At 63.1% G+C, this 18,294-nt stretch carries 16 protein-coding genes; 2 read left to right on the top strand and 14 right to left on the bottom strand.

Going from position 1 to position 18,294, the window contains the following annotated elements; all coding sequences use genetic code 11:
- Window positions 1-23 precede the first annotated feature (23 nt).
- From WCY17_RS02725 to WCY17_RS02705, 5 genes are all read right to left on the bottom strand, one after another.
- Window positions 24-1,271: an ABC transporter substrate-binding protein gene (locus WCY17_RS02725; RefSeq protein ID WP_372700637.1), complete on the bottom strand. Its 1,248-nt coding sequence runs from the start codon at window positions 1,269-1,271 to the stop codon at window positions 24-26.
- An 81-nt stretch (window positions 1,272-1,352) separates the two neighbouring features.
- Window positions 1,353-2,417 (bottom strand): branched-chain amino acid ABC transporter permease, encoded by a 1,065-nt coding sequence (locus WCY17_RS02720; protein WP_372700636.1) that lies wholly within the window; start codon window positions 2,415-2,417, stop codon window positions 1,353-1,355.
- A gap of 13 nt (window positions 2,418-2,430) precedes the next feature.
- Entirely contained in the window at window positions 2,431-3,324 is an 894-nt protein-coding gene (locus WCY17_RS02715) for a branched-chain amino acid ABC transporter permease (protein WP_372700635.1), read from the bottom strand.
- Between the two features lie 12 nt (window positions 3,325-3,336).
- On the bottom strand, window positions 3,337-5,244 hold the full coding sequence (locus tag WCY17_RS02710; protein WP_372700634.1) for a long-chain fatty acid--CoA ligase: 1,908 nt from the start codon (window positions 5,242-5,244) through the stop codon (window positions 3,337-3,339).
- Window positions 5,241-6,077: an ABC transporter ATP-binding protein gene (locus WCY17_RS02705; protein ID WP_372700633.1), complete on the bottom strand. Its 837-nt coding sequence runs from the start codon at window positions 6,075-6,077 to the stop codon at window positions 5,241-5,243. The genes WCY17_RS02710 and WCY17_RS02705 overlap by 4 nt, the downstream gene beginning before the upstream one ends.
- Before the next feature lie 140 nt (window positions 6,078-6,217).
- On the opposite strand from WCY17_RS02705, the gene WCY17_RS02700 reads away from it, so the two are divergent.
- On the top strand, window positions 6,218-6,892 hold the full coding sequence (locus WCY17_RS02700) for a Crp/Fnr family transcriptional regulator (protein ID WP_372700632.1): 675 nt from the start codon (window positions 6,218-6,220) through the stop codon (window positions 6,890-6,892).
- Between the two features lie 103 nt (window positions 6,893-6,995).
- Window positions 6,996-8,285 (top strand): Glu/Leu/Phe/Val dehydrogenase, encoded by a 1,290-nt coding sequence (locus tag WCY17_RS02695; RefSeq protein ID WP_372700631.1) that lies wholly within the window; start codon window positions 6,996-6,998, stop codon window positions 8,283-8,285.
- Window position 8,286: 1 nt separating this feature from the next.
- Here WCY17_RS02695 and tdh read toward each other — a convergent pair whose 3' ends face one another.
- From tdh to hemA, 9 genes are all read right to left on the bottom strand, one after another.
- Window positions 8,287-9,321: an L-threonine 3-dehydrogenase gene (gene tdh / locus WCY17_RS02690; protein ID WP_372700630.1), complete on the bottom strand. Its 1,035-nt coding sequence runs from the start codon at window positions 9,319-9,321 to the stop codon at window positions 8,287-8,289.
- Window positions 9,318-10,520 (bottom strand): glycine C-acetyltransferase, encoded by a 1,203-nt coding sequence (locus WCY17_RS02685; RefSeq protein WP_372700629.1) that lies wholly within the window; start codon window positions 10,518-10,520, stop codon window positions 9,318-9,320. Before WCY17_RS02685 ends, tdh begins: the two co-directional genes overlap by 4 nt.
- Before the next feature lie 50 nt (window positions 10,521-10,570).
- Window positions 10,571-12,436: a TRAP transporter large permease subunit gene (locus WCY17_RS02680; RefSeq protein ID WP_372700628.1), complete on the bottom strand. Its 1,866-nt coding sequence runs from the start codon at window positions 12,434-12,436 to the stop codon at window positions 10,571-10,573.
- 2 nt (window positions 12,437-12,438) lie between these two features.
- Window positions 12,439-13,050 carry a TRAP transporter small permease subunit gene (locus WCY17_RS02675; protein WP_372700627.1) on the bottom strand — a complete coding sequence of 204 codons (612 nt, stop codon included), beginning with the start codon at window positions 13,048-13,050 and terminating at the stop codon, window positions 12,439-12,441.
- A gap of 115 nt (window positions 13,051-13,165) precedes the next feature.
- The gene (locus tag WCY17_RS02670) at window positions 13,166-14,254 is read right to left on the bottom strand and encodes a TRAP transporter substrate-binding protein (protein ID WP_372700626.1); all 1,089 of its coding nucleotides are present in this window, start codon (window positions 14,252-14,254) and stop codon (window positions 13,166-13,168) included.
- 135 nt (window positions 14,255-14,389) lie between these two features.
- The gene (gene grxD, locus WCY17_RS02665) at window positions 14,390-14,731 is read right to left on the bottom strand and encodes a Grx4 family monothiol glutaredoxin (protein ID WP_372700625.1); all 342 of its coding nucleotides are present in this window, start codon (window positions 14,729-14,731) and stop codon (window positions 14,390-14,392) included.
- A 27-nt stretch (window positions 14,732-14,758) separates the two neighbouring features.
- The gene (gene prmC, locus WCY17_RS02660; RefSeq protein WP_372700624.1) at window positions 14,759-15,592 is read right to left on the bottom strand and encodes a peptide chain release factor N(5)-glutamine methyltransferase; all 834 of its coding nucleotides are present in this window, start codon (window positions 15,590-15,592) and stop codon (window positions 14,759-14,761) included.
- A gap of 3 nt (window positions 15,593-15,595) precedes the next feature.
- A complete protein-coding gene (gene prfA, locus WCY17_RS02655; protein ID WP_372700623.1) occupies window positions 15,596-16,675 on the bottom strand; it encodes a peptide chain release factor 1 in 1,080 nt (359 codons plus the stop codon).
- Window positions 16,676-16,787: 112 nt separating this feature from the next.
- On the bottom strand, window positions 16,788-18,065 hold the full coding sequence (gene hemA / locus WCY17_RS02650) for a glutamyl-tRNA reductase (protein WP_372700622.1): 1,278 nt from the start codon (window positions 18,063-18,065) through the stop codon (window positions 16,788-16,790).
- Window positions 18,066-18,294: the final 229 nt, after the last annotated feature.

The raw sequence follows: 18,294 nt of genomic DNA, 5'->3' as shown, positions 1-18,294 counted from the left end.
CGCTGCCGCCCCGGGCCTGGGCCTTACCAGCCCAGATACTCTTCGCCGCGCGGCAACTGCTCGATATCCAGCATCTCGAACTGCGGATTGCCGTTGTTCCAGTTGTTGCGGTACATGGTGACCTGCGTGGTGGCGCGGTGATCGGTCGGCGTCCAGGTCACGGGCGGGCAGACCCCCTGGAGTTCGGCGGGTACGTGCTCGGTCATGGTCTCGAGAGCAGCCTTGATGCTCTGGCTGGTGACTTCGCCGGACTTGTCCGCCAGGAGCATCGCGTCACGCATCACGAACGCAGAGCAGACGCCGCGGATGTAGGGCAAGGCACGCGCCTTCTTGCCCTCGGGATCGGACATCTTCGAGACTTCATGCACGGTCTTCATGCCCGGGGCATCGGACGTCCAGGCGGCCATGGCCGGTACCACGATACCATCGCCATCTGCGCCAGCGGCTTCGGCCGAGGGCTCGTCAAAGCCCCAGTAGTTGGTCACGAACTGCACATCGGTGCCCACCGTCTTGCAGGACTTGATCATGGAGACGTTGCTGGCGGCCGTATTGCCCAGATAGGCATAGTTGACGCCCGCATCCTTGAGCGCCAGGCACTGGGACTTGAAGTCGGCCGGGGCCAGAGGGTAGACGATGGGGGGCAGGACATCGAAGCCGATTTCTTCGGCCCATTCGGTACAGGCCTCTTTGGGCGCATTTGGATAGGGGTGGTTGGCACCCATGTGGACCCATTTGGGCTTGCCTTCCTTGCCCGATGCCTTCCAGTCTTTCATGGCCCATGAGGCCTGGGCGCGACAGGCATCGGAATACGTGGCGCCCACGAAGAAATTGTAAGGCGTGGCCGCCTTGCTGCGCGGTGCCTTGCCGGTGGGATCGGTCAGGTGGCCGGAATACGACGCCGAGAAGAACACGATCCCGTCCTTGGTGACGAACGGCGTCAGCGCCTCGGTATCGGAGGTGCCCCAACCCTGGATCAGCACCGGCTTGAGGCTGGATTGCCAGCGCTTGTAGTGGGCCACCGAACGCGGAATTTCATAACCGTAGTCTTCGGACGGCATATCGATTTTCTTGCCGTTGATGCCGCCATGGGCATTGATGTAGGCCACCGCATCATCGATGGCATTGCCATAAGGCACCCCCACGTCGGACGTGGGCCCGGTGAACGCCGACAGATGCCCCACGGGTATGCTGTCGGCGGCCTGCGCCGGGCCTGCGAGCCCCAGGCCCATGACTGCGGCGGCAGCCAGTAACGGAGTCAGTTTGCTTGACATGTCAGATCCCTCCTCAAGGTTTGCATGCTTGCTGCTTGAATGTCGGCCAGGACAGGCCGGTTCACATCGAATGCGAGAGCGTCAATACGAGAACGGGTACAGCTTCCACCAGGCCTTGGTCATCTTCCAGCGATGAATCAGGCCTTCGGGCTCGAAAATCAGGAACAGGACGATGGCCATGCCCACGGCGATTTCCTGCATGTAGGACACGTTGGAGCCCAATTGAGGCGCCAGATGCTTGAGCGCGCCTGCGCCCCAGGTGACGACCTGCGGCAGCATGACCATGAAGATCACCCCCAGCAGGGTCCCCATGACCGAGCCCAGGCCACCGATGATGATCATGCCGATGAACTGGACGGAGAGCAGCAGGCCGAAGGCCTCGACCGACACATAACCCATATAGTGCGCATACAGCGCCCCGCCGATACCGGCATAGAACGACGAGATGCCGAAGGCCAGGATGCGGTACTTGTTGAGATTGATACCCATGATCTCGGCCGACAGGTAATGGTCGCGCAAGGCCACGAAGGCCCGGCCGTCGCGACTGCGCATCAGGTTGGTGACGAGCAGCAGGGTCAGGACCAGAAAGGCCAGCACCACATAGAAGTAGCGCCCGTCGGTATCGAAGGCAAACCCGAAGAGTTCGACCGACCCGGCCATGGTACCGGCCGTGCCGCCGGTGAACCAGTCGGCCCGGTTGAAGAAATCTTCGATGATGTATTGCGCCGCGAGGGTGGCGATGACCAGGTACATGCCTTTGAGGCGCCCTGCAGGCAAGCCGAAGATCAGCCCCACCAGGGTGGTGAACAGGCCAGCCAGCGGGATGCACAACAGCACCGGGATGCCGAAGCTGTTGTTCAGCCAGGCCGAGGTGAAGGCCCCCACCCCGAAGAACGCCGCATGCCCCAGCGAGATCTGCCCCGAGTAGCCCGTGAGGATGTTCAGCCCGAGCGCCGCAATGCTGAAATAGCCGATCTGGATCAGCAGACTGAGCCAGTACGCGTTCAGGTACAGAGGCCCCAGAGCCAGTAGCGCCAGACCCAGCAAGGCCATGTTGCGTGAAAAGGCGGTCGGGAAGATACGAATGTCGGTGCGATAACTGGTGTGGAATTCACCACACCGCATGCTGTCTGCGCCCAATGCCATGGCCCGGGTCTCCTTAGATGCGTTCGATGTCTTCGGTACCGAACAGGCCGTAGGGCTTGACCATCAGGATGATGATCAGCACATAGAACGGCACCACTTCGAGCAGGTTGCCCCAATGCAGGTATTGGGTATCGGCAAATGCGGCCAGATTCTCGATCACGCCCACGATGAGCCCGCCCACCATGCCACCCACGATGGAATCGAGCCCACCCACGATGACCGCCGGAAAGACCTTGATGCCATAGAAGGCGAGCGAGGATGACACCCCGTTGACCATGCCGATGACCACGCCGGCCAGGGCCGAGGCCATGGCCGAGATGGCCCACGACAGCGCGAACACCCGCTCGACCGAAACCCCGAGGCTCTGCGCCACCTGCTGGTCGAAGGCGGTGGCACGCATGGCCAGGCCCATGCGTGAATACTTGAAGAACAGGAAGAAACCGAGCACGACCAGAATGGCCAGCACGAAGCTGAGCACGTAGGGCATCTGCACGTTCAGACCGAGGATCTCGACGTGATCCGTGTCGAACACGGCCGGAAAGGAGCGCACATGCGAGCCGAAGATCCAGTTCATGGCCGAACGGAACACGATGGACAGCCCGATGGTGAGCATGATCACCGAAATGATGGGTTCGCCTATCATGGGGCGCAGCACCACCATCTGCAGCAGGACGCCAAAGAGAAACATGAAGGCCAGGGTGACCAGGAAGCCCAGCCAGAATGGCAATCCGAACTGTACGATGGTTGCCCAGCAGATCCAGGCGCCGATCAGGAGGAATTCGCCCTGGGCGAAATTCAGGATCTGCGTGGCCTTGTAGATGAGCACGAAGCACATGGCCACCACCCCATACAGGGCCCCCACGAGTATCCCGTTGACCGCGAATGCCAGCAGCAGGCTCCAGTCCATGGTGGTTTCTCCTCAGGACAGGTCGACGACCCGCAGGTCGGTGATGACCTGTGAACGGGTGCCGTCCTGGAATGTGATCACGGTATCGACGTGCACGGACTCGCGCCCGTCGTAGATGGCATCGATGATGTCGGCGTATTTTTCCTGCACCACCTTGCGGCGGATCTTGCGCGTACGGGTGAGTTCACCGTCATCGGGATCGAGTTCCTTGTAGAGCAGCAGGAACTTGCGCACCCGCTGCCACGCCGGCAGCCCGGCATTGACCTGCTCGATCTCGCGCCGGATCATGTCGTAGACCTGGGGCTGGGCCGACAGATTGGTGTAGTTGGTGAAGGCGATGCCCCGATGCTCGGCCCATTTCGACAATATGCCGTAGCGGATGCAGATCATGGCAGCCAACCACGGGCGTTCATGCCCGAGGATGACGGCTTCGGCGATGAATGGCGAAAACTTCAGCTTGTTTTCGACATACATGGGCGAAAAGCGGTGACCCAGCGAGGTGACTGCCAGATCGGACAGACGGTCGATCACCACCAGATGGCCGTTTTCTTTCATGTAGCCGGCATCACCCGTATGCAGCCAGCCATCGTGCACGGCTTCGGTCGTGGCCTGCTCGTTCTTGTAGTAGCCCATGAACATGCCGCTGCTGCGCACCAGAACCTCGCCCACGCCGTTTTCATCGGGCTGGTCTATACGCAGGCGGGTATTGTCGAACGGCACCCCCACGCTGTCGAAATCCAGGTCGTCGGGCTGGTGGCCCGTATAGACCCCGGCCATTTCGGTCTGGCCATAGATCTGGCGCAGGGGCACCCCCATGGCGAGGAAAAACTTGAAGGTATCCGGCCCCAGAGCCGCGCCGCCAGTGGCCGCCGAATGCAGGTGACTGAAGCCCAGGCGATCGCGCAGGGCGCGAAACAGCAGGACATGGGCCAGCCGCGACGGCCGGCCGTGACGCTCGAGCTGCGGCATGCCGATTTTCATGCCCAGGGCGTACATCCACTGCTTGATGCGCGAGGCTTCCATCATGCGCGCCTTGACGTCGGCGGCGATGGATTCCCAGACGCGCGGCGCGAGCAGCACGAAATTGGGGCCGATCTCGCGCAGATCCTGCATCATGGTTTCGGATTCTTCGACGAAATTGACCGTCATGCGAGTGATCAGCGACTGGGCCAGCGCGTAGACCTGCTCCATGATCCAGGGCAGCGGCAGCACGGATACGTAGTTGTCGCCCGCATATTTGGGGTCGGCCCGCAGATAGGCCGCGGTGTGATCGAGAAAGGAACGGGACTGGAACATCACCAGTTTCGGCCGGGACGTGGTCCCCGAGGTGGTGATCAGCATCGAAGGGCGTTCGCCCGGGCCTGATTCGACCAATTGGCGATAGCGCCCGGGCTCGCGCTGGCGTGCGGCGCCAGCCCGTTCGAAGAGTTCGTGCTGACTGATCAGGCGCGGGTCCGGGTACTTGCGCATGCCGCGGGGATCATGGTAAATGATGTGCCGGATTGCAGGGCAGTCATCGGCGATCTGCAGGATCTTGTCGACCTGCTCTTCGTCTTCGCACATGATGACCTGCACCCGGCCATAGTCGAGCAGGTATTGGACTTCTTCGCCCATTGAATCCTGGTAGATGCCAAGGCTCATGGCCCCCACGGCATGGACGGCGATTTCGCACTGCACCCATTCGGGCCGGTTGTCGCCCACGATGCCGACGATATCGCCAGGCTGCACACCCAGCTCGAGCAGGCCGAGCGCGAATAGTTCGACGGCCTGCTCGTAGTCGCGCCAGGTGACTTCGTTCCAGATGCCGAATTCTTTCTCGCGCAGGGCGATGTCGTCGGGCCAGTGACGGGCATTGTGGGCCAGCAGTTTCGGATAGGTATCGTGCTGCTGCAGGTCGGGCCAGGCGCTGGCGGAATTCATGCCGACTCCTCGAGCAGGGATTCTTCGCCCAGATAGGCCTGCCGCACGAAGGGATCGGCCATGACATCATCGGGCAGGCCCGAAGCGATGGGCTGGCCGAAGTTGAGCACGGTGACGTGATCGGAAATATCGACCACGACGCCCATGTCGTGCTCGATCATGACAATGGTGATGCCCCACTCTTCGTTGAGGTCGATGATGTAGCGGGCGATGTCTTCCTTTTCTTCGAAGTTCATGCCGGCCATGGGCTCGTCGAGCAGCAGCAGCCTGGGGTTCAGGGCCACGGCCCGGGCCAGTTCGACACGCTTGCACAGGCCGTATGACAGCGTGCCGGCAATGCTGTGGCGAATATGCGCGATTTCGAGAAAATCGATGATGTTTTCGACATGCCGGCGGTGTTCGAGTTCTTCGCGACGCGCCCCTGAAAGCCAGTACAGCGATCCGCTGAGGAAATTGTTGCGCATCAGATGATGCCGACCCACCAGAATGTTGTCGAGCACGGTCATGTGGCCAAACAGGGCCAGGTTCTGGAAGGTCCGCCCCAGCCCCAGCCTGCAGCGCTGATTGGGCTTGAGCCCGGTGATGTCGGTGCCGTTGAAGACCATGCGGCCCTGCTGCGGACGGTAGCGCCCGGAGATACAGTTGAGCAGCGATGTCTTGCCAGCGCCGTTGGGGCCGATGATGGAATAGATCTCGCCCGGACGCACGGCCAGATCGATGCCCTGCAGGGCCTTGATGCCGCCGAATGCCAAGTGCAGGCCCTCGACCGACAGCAGGATGTCATTGGCCGGATCGACAGAAGGGCTCGCAGCCCGATGGGTTTCCTGTACCATGATGTCTCCGTGGTGTCGATGCATGTGACATGCCATCCGTGGTGCATCTCTATGGATGCTGTTGTCATTCAAGATACCGCCCCCTTCGGGTTCCAACTGTCCCTTGTATGACATTCAAGATTGAACTAGGGTAATTCCTGATGAATGTGATTCAGGCCTTGCACCGGCATGCCGCATGGTTCGACCTGCTCGATGATGCGCAGCAGGCCAGGGTGGTGCGTGATACGGCCGTGGCACAGGTCGACGCAGGCACCATCATCGAACACAAGGGCGGGTTGGCCAGCGCGTGGATCGGTGTGTTCGCGGGCCTGATCAAGGTGTCGGTGGGCACCGCCGATGGCAAGATGGCCTCGCTCACCGGCGTGCCTGCGGGGGGCTGGATCGGCGAAGGCTCGCTGCTCAAGCGCGAAGCCCGCAAGTACGACATCATCGCGCTGCGCCAGAGCACCATCGCCCGCCTGCGCAATGACACCTTCTACTGGCTGCTCGATGCCAGCATCCCGTTCAACCGCTACCTGCTGCACCAGCTCAACGAACGCGTGGCCCAGTTCATCGGCAAGGCCGAATACGACCGCCTGCTCGCGCCGGATGCACGGGTGGCGCGCTGCCTGGCCGAACTCTTCAACCCGCTGCTGTATCCGGGCAACTCGATGCGCCTGGACATCACCCAGGAAGAAATCGGCTACCTGGCGCGGATCTCGCGCCAGCGTACCAACCAGGCCCTGCGCGCCCTCGAGGCTGCAGAGCTGCTCAAAGCGACATACGGGGGTGTCGAGGTGCTCGACCTCGAAGGCCTGCGTCTCTACGGGCTCTGAAGAACTCTGCGTTGCGCACTAAAATAGGGACCACATCCAAGATTTCCCTCTGATGCACGGCGCCTCGGGGGTTTTCGCACTTATTCTCTGACCAGGTCCCTTCATGTCTGCATCTTCAGTCTCCGATCTTCCTTCTTACCTGAATCCCCATGATCCCGGCCCCTGGGCCATCTATCTGCAGCAGGTCGACCGGGTCGCCCCCTACCTCGGGTCACTGGCCCCGCTGGTTGGCATCCTGAAGCGACCCAAGCGGATTCTGGTGGTCGATGTGCCCATCCGGCTCGATGACGGCACCATGGCGCATTTCGAGGGCTATCGCGTGCAGCACAGCCTGTCGCGCGGCCCCGGCAAGGGCGGGGTGCGCTTCCACCAGGACGTCACGCTGTCGGAAGTCATGGCGCTGTCGGCCTGGATGTCGATCAAGTCGGCCGCGGTCAACCTGCCCTTCGGGGGCGCCAAGGGGGGCATACGCTTTGACCCGCACCAGTATTCGCAGGCCGAGATCGAACGCATCACCCGCCGCTACACCAGCGAAATCCACGACATCATCGGCCCGCACAAGGACATCCCTGCGCCCGACGTCAACACCAATGCCCAGATCATGGCCTGGATGATGGACACCTATTCGATGAACGAAGGCGGTACCAATACCGGGGTGGTCACCGGCAAGCCCGTATCGCTGGGTGGCAGCCTGGGGCGCATCCAGGCCACGGGTCGCGGCGTCTATGTGATTGCCTGCGAAGCTGCGCGCGAATCGGGCATCGAAATCAAGGGGGCGCGCATCGCCATCCAGGGCTTCGGCAACGTGGGGGGCACAGCCGCACGCCTGTTCCATGATGCCGGCGCGCACGTCGTGGCCATCTACGATCACACCGGCATTGTCCATGCCGAGCGGGGCCTGAACATCCCCGCCCTGCTCGATCATGTCCAGAAGACCGGTGGCGTGGCCGGCGCCGCTGGCACCGAAACGCTCAGCGCACAAGAATTCTGGTCGCTGCCGACCGACATCCTGATCCCGGCGGCGCTCGAAGGGCAGATCACCGAACACAATGCCGACCTGATCCACACCCGCATTCTGGTCGAAGGGGCCAATGGCCCCACGACACCCGAAGCAGACGACATCATCTCGGCCAAGGGGACCGTCATTGTGCCCGACGTGGTGGCCAATGCCGGCGGGGTGACCGTCAGCTACTTCGAGTGGGTGCAGGATTTCTCGAGCTTCTTCTGGACCGAGCAGGAAATCAACCACCGGCTCGAAGCCATGATGCGCGCCGCCTATGCCGCCATGTCGTCGGTGGCACGCCAGCACGGCGTGTCATTGCGCACCGCCGCGTTCATCGTGGCCTGCACCCGCATCCTGGAAGCCCACCACGTGCGCGGGCTCTACCCCTGAGCTACGCGCGGGGGCGCCAGTCGAGGATCACCTTGCCGCTGGCGCCCGAGCGCATGGTCTCGAAGGCGCGGCGGTAATCGGCCACCGGGTAGTGGTGGGTGATGACGGGCGAAATGTCCAGGCCGCTTTGCAGCATGGCGGCCATCTTGTACCAGGTATCGAACATCTGGCGGCCGTAGATGCCCTTGATTTCAAGCCCCTTGAAGATCACCTGGCTCCATGCGATGCCCACGCCGTCGGGCAGGATGCCCAGCAGCGAGACCTTGCCGCCGTGATTCATCTGCGCCAGCAGGGCCGCAAGCGCATCAGGCACGCCCGACATCTCGAGCCCGACATCGAAGCCTTCGACCATGCCCAGTTCGCGCATCACCTCTGCCAGATCTTCGCGGGCCACGTTGACCACCCGGCTGGCCCCCATGCGTGCCGCCAGTTGCAAGCGATAGTCGTTCACATCGGTGATGACCACATGCCGGGCACCGACGTGACGGGCAATGGCGGCCGCCATGGCGCCGATGGGCCCGGCGCCGGTGATGAGCACGTCCTCACCGGACAGATCCCAGGCCAGCGCCGTGTGCACGGCATTGCCGAACGGATCGAAGATCGCCGCCAGATCGTCGGACACATCATCGGGGATGCGGAAGGCATTGAAGGCCGGGATGGCCAGATACTCGGCAAAAGCCCCCGGGCGGTTCACGCCCACCCCCTGCGTATTGCGGCACAGATGGCGCCGCCCGGCCCGGCAATTGCGGCAGTGCCCGCAGGTGATGTGGCCTTCTCCGGAGACGCGATCGCCCACCGAAAAGCCACGCACCTCCTGGCCGACCTCGACCACTTCGCCCATGTATTCGTGGCCCACGTGCATGGGCACCGGAATGGTGCGCGCCGCCCAGTCGTCCCAGTTCCAGATGTGGATGTCGGTGCCGCAGATGGCCGTCTTGTGGATGCGGATGAGCAGATCATTGTGACCCACGACGGGGCGCTCCACCTCGACCAGTTCGAGCCCGACGCCAGGCCGGGTCTTGACCAGCGCTTTCATTGGATGACCCCCATCGCACGGCCAACCTGTGCAAAGGCCTGCACCGCGTGTTCGATGTCTTCCGGGGTATGCGCCGCGCTCATCTGGGTGCGAATGCGCGCCTGCCCCTTGGGGACGACCGGGTACGAGAAGCCGATGACGTAAATGCCCTGTTCGAGCAGCGCATCGGCCATGCGGGCGGCCAGGGCGGCCTCGCCCAGCATGACCGGAATGATGGGATGCTCGCCGGGCACCAGATGAAAGCCCAGCGCCTGCATCTGCCGGCGAAAAAGCCGGCCATTGTGCTGCACGCGTTCACGCAGCCGGGCCCCTTCGGAGCCGCGCAACAATGTGAGCACCTGACGCGATGCCGCGACGATGGCAGGGGCCAGGGTGTTCGAGAACAGGTAGGGCCTGGAGCGCTGACGCAGCAGGTCGACCACCCGCGCATCGGCGGCCACATAGCCGCCCGATGCGCCCCCCAGCGCTTTCCCCAGGGTGCCCGTGAGCAGGTGCACGCGGCCCTGTACGCCACAGTGCTCGGGCGTGCCCCGGCCTTCGGCCCCCATGAAGCCCACCGCATGGGAGTCATCGACCATGACCAATGCATCGAATTCGTCAGCCAGATCACAGATCGCACCCAGGTTGGCCACGATGCCATCCATGGAGAACACGCCATCGGTTGCCACCAGGATGTGGCGCGCACCGCCGTCGCGGGCCGCCTGCAGCTGGCTGCGCAGATCGGCCATGTCATTGTTGGCATAGCGGTACCGGCGTGCCTTGCTGAGCCGAATGCCGTCGATGATGCTGGCATGGTTGAGGGCGTCGCTGATGACGGCATCCTGCTCATCGAGCAGGGCCTCGAACAGGCCGCCATTGGCATCGAAACAGCTGGAATACAGGATGGCATCACCCATGCCCAGCCATTGGGCCAGTTCGGCCTCGAGCGCCTTGTGCCCGGCCTGCGTGCCGCAAATGAAACGCACCGAGGCCAGGCCGAAGCCATCCTGCTCCAGGCCCCGGACCGCAGCCCGGATGAGGCGCGGGTCATTGGCCAGGCCCAGATAGTTGTTGGCACAGAAATTGAGTACGGACGAGCCATCGGCCAGGTGCACGCGGGCCGACTGGGGGCCGGCGATCACGCGCTCGGATTTGTAATATCCGTCGGTGCGCAACTGGGCGAGACGGGCCTGCACATCATCAAGAAAACGGCTGGACATGGGAGATTCGGGCCTGGATCGAAGATCAACACCCTGAAATTGTACGCCGCCTACCTGAACATATTGGTGTATTGGTCATCATCCGATGCATTCTTGCGAGCCTCACCGGCTGTGCCACTGGTGGTGGCCGGCGCACCATTGGCGCCGGAATCACCGCTGCCGGCCGGCCCGCCAGCGGCACCCGAATCGCCTTCGGCGGCGCCTGAAGGGGTCGTGCCTGACGCGTCGGTGCCATCGGCATCTTCATAACCGGACCCGTAGGCGCCAAACGCATCGCCATATCCCCCGCCACCGTAGTTGCCGTCATCGCCGATGTCGATGCTGATCTCGTCGAGATTGACGTCCGGGCGGTCGGCCTTGTAGTGCGTGACCATCTGCGGGTAGAGCAGCACGATCACCACCATGACGATCTGGATCAGAATGAAGGGCACCGAGCCCCAGTAGATCTGGCCGGTGGTCACCCGGGCGATCTTCTGGCCGGTGAGCTTGTCGGTGTAGTCGTCCTTGGGGGCGACCGAGCGCAGATAGAACAGCGCAAAGCCAAACGGCGGGTGCATGAACGAGGTCTGCATGTTCACCGCCAGCAGAATGCCCAGCCAGATCAGGTCGATGCCCATTTTGTCGGCCACGGGCCCGATCAGCGGCACGATGATGAAGGCCAGTTCGAAAAAATCAAGGAAGAACGCCAGGCAGAAGGTCAGGATGCTGACGACGATGAGAAAACCCATGTCGCCGCCCGCCAGGCTGGTGAGCAGGTGCTCGACCCACAGATCGCCGTCCACCCCGCGGAAGGTCAGGCTGAACACCGACGAACCGATGAGGATGAACACCACGAAGCAGGTGAGCGTGGTGGTGGTGTCCATCGCCTGGCGCAGCAACTGCAGGTTCAGGCGCCGCTTGATCAGCGCCATGACGAGCGCGCCCACGGCCCCCATGGCGCCACCCTCGGTGGGCGTGGCGACGCCGATGAAGATGGTGCCCAGCACCAGGAAGATCAGGGCCAGTGGCGGGATCATCACGAAGGTGACCCGTTCGGCGATCTGTGACAGCAGCCCCAGGCGCAGCACCTTGTTGAGCGTGGCCATGATGAAGGCCGCCACCCCCCAGATGAGGATGCTGGTGACGATCAGTTCGTCGACGTGGCCGCCGTCTTCGAGCAGGAATTCGACCCCGAGCAGCGACACGCCGACCGACAGGGCCATGAGGACGAGCAGCGAGGGGATGCCGTGGCTGCCATTGGGTTCGATGAAGGTGCGCGCCTCGATGGGGATGGCGGGCGCTGCCCTGGGCCGGAAAAAAGCCACGGTGAGCACATACACGATGTACAGGCCGGTGAGGGCAAACCCGGGCAGGAACGCCCCCTTGTACATGTCGCCGATCGAACGACCCAATTGATCGGCCAGCACGATGAGCACCAGTGAGGGCGGGATGATCTGCGACAGCGTACCCGAGGCCGCGATCACCCCGGTGGCCAGGCGGCGATCGTAGCCATAGCGCAACATGATGGGCAGGGAGATCAGACCCATGGAAATCACCGACGCCGAGACCACCCCTGTCGTGGCGGCCAGCATGGCACCCACGATGACCACCGCGATGGCCAGCCCGCCACGCATGGGGCCGAACAGTTGCCCGATGGTCTCGAGCAGGTCTTCGGCCATGCCCGAGCGCTCGAGAATCAGGCCCATGAAGGTGAAGAACGGGATGGCCAGCAGGGCCTCGTTGGACATGACCCCGAAGACACGCTGCGGCAAGGCCTGGAACAGGGCCGGTGACAGCAGGCCCAGGTCGACACCGATCAAGCCGAACAGAATGCCGTTGGCCGCCAGCGAAAAGGCGACTGGAAAGCCCAGCAGCAGGAGTACGACCAGCGTGCCGAACATGATGGGCGCCATGTAGGCAATCAGGAGGGCGTCCATGGTCAGTGCCTCTGTTGCGAGGCGGCCTCGCGCTGGGCCGCCTGACGGGCGATCTCGTCGGCGAGTTCTTCTTCGGCCGACTTGCCCGCATGCACCTCACGGGGATCGGGACAACGCCCCATGAGCGCGCCGATACACTTGATGAGATGCGAGAGCCCGGCCAGGATCAGCAGCGCAAAACCGATGGGAATCAGCAGCTTGGCCGGCCAGCGGATCAGCCCCCCGGCGTTCGACGATTGTTCGGCATTGACGAAGGCATCCATGAAGAAGGGCCAGCCCAGCCACATGATGAGCCCGCAGGCCGGAAACATGAAGAACAGCACGCCGAAAATTTCGATCCACAACTGACTGCGGCGGGACAGGTGGGCTGCAAGCACGTCCACACGGACGTGCTCATTCTTGAGCAGCGTGTATCCGGCCGCCAGCAGGAAGATGGCACCGAACAGATACCACTGCAGCTCGAGCCAGGCGTTCGAACTGACATTGAAGATCTTGCGCACCGTGGCATTGGTGGCGCTGATGACCACGGCAAGCAGAACCAGCCAGGTCACGGCCTGACCGACACGACGATTGATCGTGTCGATCAGCCGTGCCAGGGCAAGGAGAGCGTTCATGACGACCCGGAAAAAAAGAAACCAGACACCCGCACGGGCATCTGAGCCCGACGCGGGCCAGGTGCCTGTGCGATCAGCAGCCCGAGAGCGGGCCCAGACACCACGTTACCTGGTGTTACTTGATCATCGAAGCCATGTATTGGTCGAAACTGCCTTCGGCGATGCGGAACCAGGGGATTTCCTGATCGAGGAATGCCTTGTAGTGGTCGTACACCTTCTTGAAGCCGGGATCCTTTGCCGAGAGTTCGGCATAGGTTTCTTCGGAGGCCTTGAAGCAGGCATCCATGACCGGTTTGGGGAAGACCCGCAGCTTGGCGCCTTCGGCCACCAGGCGCTTGAGCGACTTGGGGTTTTCGGCGTCATACGTGGCCAGCATCACGCTGGTGGCACGTGCCGCGGCATCTGTGACAATATCCTGGTAGTGCTTGGGCAGGCCCTCGAACTTGTTTTTGTTGACGTACAGCGAGACCTGCAGCGTGCCTTCCCACCAGCCCGGAAAATAGTAGTAGGGCGCGACCCGGTGAAAGCCGAGTTTTTCGTCATCGTAGGGGCCGATCCATTCGGCTGCATCGATGGTGCCTTTTTCGAGCGACGGGTAGATGTCGCCGCCTGCGATCTGCTGCGGCACCACCCCCAGTTTCATGAGCACCGCCCCGGCGAAGGCCGCCGTACGGAATTTCAGGCCCTCGAGATCCTGCACCGTCTTGACTTCCTTGCGAAACCACCCGCCCATCTGGCAGCCCGTGAACCCGCAGGGAAAATTGACAATGTTGTACTGGTTGAACACTTCGCGCAACAGATCGAGCCCGCCGCCCTGCAACACCCAGGCGTTCATCTGGCGCGTATTCATGCCAAAGGGCACGGCGCCATCGAAACACAGGGTCGGATTTTTGCCGTAGTAGTAGTACGACGCGGTATGGCCGCACTCGACCGTGCCGTTCTGCACGCCATCGAGCACCCCCAGCGCAGGCAGCAGTTCACCGCCCGGAAAGACCCGGATCTGGAATTTGCCATCGGTGGCTTCGGAAATGTATTTGGCGACGTGCTCGCCGCCGGAATAGATGGCATCGGCGCTGCGCGGAAAACTGGATGCCAGACGCCACTGGATGACAGGTGAGTCCTGGGCGAATGCGGGGGCAGCGAGGGTAGCGCTGCCGGCAGCCGCACCAAGGGCTGCCTTCTTCAGGAAGGATCGACGTTGCATGAGAGAGAGCCCCTATGGGTGGTTGGTAAACCAGAATGCGCACCTTGCAAACGCGCGCGAGCATGCGCATGGTGCACCTTTGAAGGGTTTTCTCACAATCGGTAGTAATACGGAGCAGGGCCCCGCCGCATCGGATCAGGCGATGGCGCCCGCTTCTTTCAGCATCGGTGCCAGTTCACCGTTCTGATGCATCTCGCCCAGAATGTCGGTACCACCGACGAACTCGCCCTTGACATACAGCTGCGGGATGGTGGGCCAGTTCGAGTAGTCCTTGATGCCCTGGCGCACTTCGGCGTCATCGAGCACGTTCACCGTGACCAGCTGGGTGACACCTTCTTCTTTCAGAATCTGTATGGCACGCGCCGAAAAGCCGCATTGCGGAAATTGCGCCGTACCCTTCATGAAGAGCACCAGCGGATGCTCGGTGACGGTTTCGCGGATGAAGTTGTGGACTTCGGACTGTACTGTATCGCTCATGGTGCTCTCTGGTTGCTCTGTGATGAATCAGGCCGGCCACCGGCCCTGTGTAATGCGTTCGATGCCTGCCAGATCACGCTGGCTGGCAACCCCTGTGAAACCGGCAGCGGCCATCATGGCGCGCACGGCGGCGGCCTGATCCCAGCCGTGCTCGACGCACAATGCCCCTTGCGCGCACAAATATGCACCGGCACCGCGCACGATGACCTGCAGGGCCTGCAGGCCATCGGCCCCGTCAGTCAGGGCCGGGCCCGGCTCGAAGCGCAGATCGCCCTGGTGCAAGTGCGCATCCCGGGCCGGTATGTACGGCGGGTTCGATACGATCAGATCAAAGCATCTCGAACCCAACTCGACATCGTACCAATTTCCCTGCAAAAACCCCAATTGTGCACCCAGTCGGTCTGCATTGCCGTGCGCCACGGCCAAGGCCTCGTGGCTGCAGTCCGTGGCGAGCACATCGGCATCCGGACGCTCGAGCGCCAGAGTCACCGCCACGGCGCCACTGCCGGTACCCAGGTCAAGAATGCGGGGCTGGTGAACCCGTTGTACGATCTGCAGGGCGCACTCGACCAATCCTTCGGTTTCGGGGCGCGGGATGAGCACCGCCGGCCCGACAGCAAAATCCCGCCCGTAGAATTCGCGCACGCCCAGCAAGTAGGCCATGGGCTCGCCTGCCAGCCGGCGCGCCTGCAGGGCCTCGAATTGCGCCACCTGCGCGGCCGTGACCGGGTCCAGATCGTGGGCGATCAGCCAGGCTCGCGTCACCCCCAGAACCGTCTGCCACAGCAGATGGGTCTCGAGTCGCGGCAGCCGGCTGGCCATCAGTGCGGCGCGCAGAGAGATCGTATCCGAGACATCCATGGTTCAATCGTGCGCCAGCTCGGCGAGTTGGGCAGCCTGGTGCTCGGCCAGCAACGCCGACGTGAGCTCGTCCAGTTCGCCGTCCATGATCTGGCCCAGCTTGTAGAGGGTGAGGTTGATGCGGTGGTCGGTGACGCGGCCCTGCGGGAAATTGTAGGTCCGGATGCGCTCGGAGCGGTCACCCGAACCCACCAGGCTCTTGCGCTGCGCCGCTTCACGCTGTTGGGCCTCTTGCTGCTGGCGGTCCTTCAGACGGGCCGCCAGCACCTGCATGGCGCGATCGCGGTTGCGATGCTGCGAGCGGTCGTCCTGGCATTCGACGACCAGCCCCGTGGGCAGGTGCGTGATGCGTACCGCGGAATCCGTCTTGTTGACGTGCTGCCCCCCCGCGCCACTGGCCCTGAACGTGTCGATGCGCAGGTCCTGGGGATCGATGCGGATGTCGGCCTGTTCGTCGGCCTCGGGCATGATCGCCACGGTGCAGGCCGATGTGTGCACACGGCCCTGGGATTCGGTTTCGGGGACGCGCTGCACGCGATGCGCACCCGATTCGAACTTGAGCCGACCATACACCCCCTGCCCTGTCAAGTGTGCGATCACTTCCTTGTAGCCGCCCAGTTCGGCTTCACTGGCCGACACCAGCTCGACGCGCCAGCCCTGCAGCTCGGCGTAACGGCTGTACATGCGCAGCAGATCACCTGCGAACAGGGCACTTTCATCACCCCCGGTACCGGCCCGGATTTCGAGAAACACGCCCCGATCGTCGTCGGGATCCCTGGGCAGCAGCAGAACCTGGAGATCGGCCTCGTACTGTTCGAGCCGCTCGGCCGCGTCGCGCAATTCTTCTTCGGCCAGGGCGCGCATGTCCGGTTCGGACAACCACTCGCGTGCGGTGTCGCGGTCATCCTGTGCCTGCCGCCAGGCAGCAAACACGCGCACCACCGGCTCGATCTCGGCACGCTCACGCGTGAGCCGGCGCAGGCGATCGAGATCGGCCGCGCTATCGGGTTCGGCGAGCAGCGCATCGATTTCGACCAGCCGCAAATCGAGCTGTTCAAGCCGTTGGTGCACAGAAGCTTTCATGAGGTTTGGCGATCAAGAGCGAATCGGAATATTCAGGGCCCCGACCCCGGACATGGGACCGGCCGGCATGACGCTGGCGTGGGCGTGGGCGTGGGCGTGGGCGTGAAAGACGCTAATGCCGGCGCGCACCCGGTTCGGGCAAGAGGCGCGGCAACAGGGACAGCAGCTGGTTGCGCTCGACCCCTTCGCTACGGTTGAGCGCCGCCAGCGGACCATGCAGGTGCTTGTTGGTGAGGCTGTGCGCGAGGTATTCGAGCACGGCCTCGGGATCATCGCCGCGTGCCAGCAAGCGCCGTGCCCGTTCGAGCTCGGCCTGGCGCAGGGCCTCGGCATTGTGCTGGTAGTGCACGATGGCGGGCACGATCTCGCGGTTGCTGAGCCAGTGCATGAAATGCTGCACGCGCGCTTCGATGATCGCCTCGGCCTGCACCACGGCCGCCCGACGGGCATCGTTGCCTGATTGCACCAGGCGGCCGAGATCATCTACCGTGTACAGGTAGATATCGGCCAGCCGGCCGATTTCGGGTTCCATGTCGCGCGGCACGGCCAGATCCACCATGACCATGGGCCGATGGCGCCGGATGCGTGCTGCGCGCTCGACCAGGCCCAGCCCCAGGATGGGCAGCGAGGACGCCGTGCATGAGACGACGACGTCGAACTCGGCCAGATGCTCGGGCAGGGACGACAGCTTGAGCGTGCGGGCATCGAACTGCCCGGCCAGTTGCTCGGCCCGCTCGAGCGTACGGTTGGCCACTGCCAGTTGCAGCGGCCGTGCCGCCGCAAAGTGCGTGGCACACAACTGGACCATTTCGCCGGCACCGATGAACAGCACGCGCGACTGCGAGAGATCCCCCAGTACGCGCTCGGCCAGGCGCACGGCCGCCGCCGCCATGGACACGGAATGGGCCCCGATGGCCGTTTGCGAACGCACTTCCTTGGCCACCGAGAACGTGCGCTGGAACAACTGGTGCAGCAGGGTGCCCAATGCACCCGCCTGCTCTGCTGCGCGCACCGCCGATTTCATCTGCCCGAGGATCTGCGGCTCGCCCAGCACCATGGAGTCAAGCCCGCTGGCCACCCGGAAGGCATGGCGCACGGCGTCATTTCTTTGGTATTGGTACAGGTGGGGCACCAGTTCGCCGGCTTCGACCCGGTTGAATTCGGCCAGCCACGCGGGCAGCTGCTCGCCCACGGCCGGTTCGGCCGCGCAGTAGATTTCTGTGCGATTGCAGGTGGACAGGATCGCCGCTTCGCGCACCGATGCCCCAAAGGCCGTGCGCAGCGCCGCCAGCGCCGGCTTGACCAGTTCGAGCGGGAACGACACGCGCTCGCGCACCGCCACCGGTGCCGAGACGTGGTTCAGGCCGAAGGTGAGTACATCGAGAGACATGTGCGCCAGAATTGCCTTGCATTGCCAGACTGGGCGTATTATAAGGCGCCATGGCATGCTTGTCGCTCATGGGCGACTTTTGTGACGGGTTTGTGGCGGGTTCAGCAGTCGATTCCAATCCGTAGATGAGTCTGAACTTGGTAGCTGGCAGCCTGTGTTGATGTGTGCAGCCGCCGACCTGTGGGTAGACGGTGGGCAACGCCGTAGGCGTTGTCCACGGGCTATCCAT

The organism is Castellaniella sp. (assembly GCF_041677825.1).
Taxonomy (GTDB): Bacteria; Pseudomonadota; Gammaproteobacteria; order Burkholderiales; family Burkholderiaceae_B; genus Castellaniella.
Note: the sequence above shows the minus strand (reverse complement) of the source record. Positions and strands in the feature narration are given on the sequence as shown.

Excerpts from the sequence above, each read along its gene's own strand:
- WCY17_RS02725 (WP_372700637.1), bottom strand. The coding sequence starts at position 1,271 with ATGTCAAGCAAACTGACTCCGTTACTGGCTGCCGCCGCAGTCATGGGC.
- WCY17_RS02720 (WP_372700636.1), bottom strand. The coding sequence starts at position 2,417 with ATGGCATTGGGCGCAGACAGCATGCGGTGTGGTGAATTCCACACCAGT.
- WCY17_RS02715 (WP_372700635.1), bottom strand. The coding sequence starts at position 3,324 with ATGGACTGGAGCCTGCTGCTGGCATTCGCGGTCAACGGGATACTCGTG.
- WCY17_RS02710 (WP_372700634.1), bottom strand. The coding sequence starts at position 5,244 with ATGAATTCCGCCAGCGCCTGGCCCGACCTGCAGCAGCACGATACCTAT.
- WCY17_RS02705 (WP_372700633.1), bottom strand. The coding sequence starts at position 6,077 with ATGGTACAGGAAACCCATCGGGCTGCGAGCCCTTCTGTCGATCCGGCC.
- WCY17_RS02700 (WP_372700632.1), top strand. The coding sequence starts at position 6,218 with ATGAATGTGATTCAGGCCTTGCACCGGCATGCCGCATGGTTCGACCTG.
- WCY17_RS02695 (WP_372700631.1), top strand. The coding sequence starts at position 6,996 with ATGTCTGCATCTTCAGTCTCCGATCTTCCTTCTTACCTGAATCCCCAT.
- tdh (WP_372700630.1), bottom strand. The coding sequence starts at position 9,321 with ATGAAAGCGCTGGTCAAGACCCGGCCTGGCGTCGGGCTCGAACTGGTC.
- WCY17_RS02685 (WP_372700629.1), bottom strand. The coding sequence starts at position 10,520 with ATGTCCAGCCGTTTTCTTGATGATGTGCAGGCCCGTCTCGCCCAGTTG.
- WCY17_RS02680 (WP_372700628.1), bottom strand. The coding sequence starts at position 12,436 with ATGGACGCCCTCCTGATTGCCTACATGGCGCCCATCATGTTCGGCACG.
- WCY17_RS02675 (WP_372700627.1), bottom strand. The coding sequence starts at position 13,050 with ATGAACGCTCTCCTTGCCCTGGCACGGCTGATCGACACGATCAATCGT.
- WCY17_RS02670 (WP_372700626.1), bottom strand. The coding sequence starts at position 14,254 with ATGCAACGTCGATCCTTCCTGAAGAAGGCAGCCCTTGGTGCGGCTGCC.
- grxD (WP_372700625.1), bottom strand. The coding sequence starts at position 14,731 with ATGAGCGATACAGTACAGTCCGAAGTCCACAACTTCATCCGCGAAACC.
- prmC (WP_372700624.1), bottom strand. The coding sequence starts at position 15,592 with ATGGATGTCTCGGATACGATCTCTCTGCGCGCCGCACTGATGGCCAGC.
- prfA (WP_372700623.1), bottom strand. The coding sequence starts at position 16,675 with ATGAAAGCTTCTGTGCACCAACGGCTTGAACAGCTCGATTTGCGGCTG.
- hemA (WP_372700622.1), bottom strand. The coding sequence starts at position 18,065 with ATGTCTCTCGATGTACTCACCTTCGGCCTGAACCACGTCTCGGCACCG.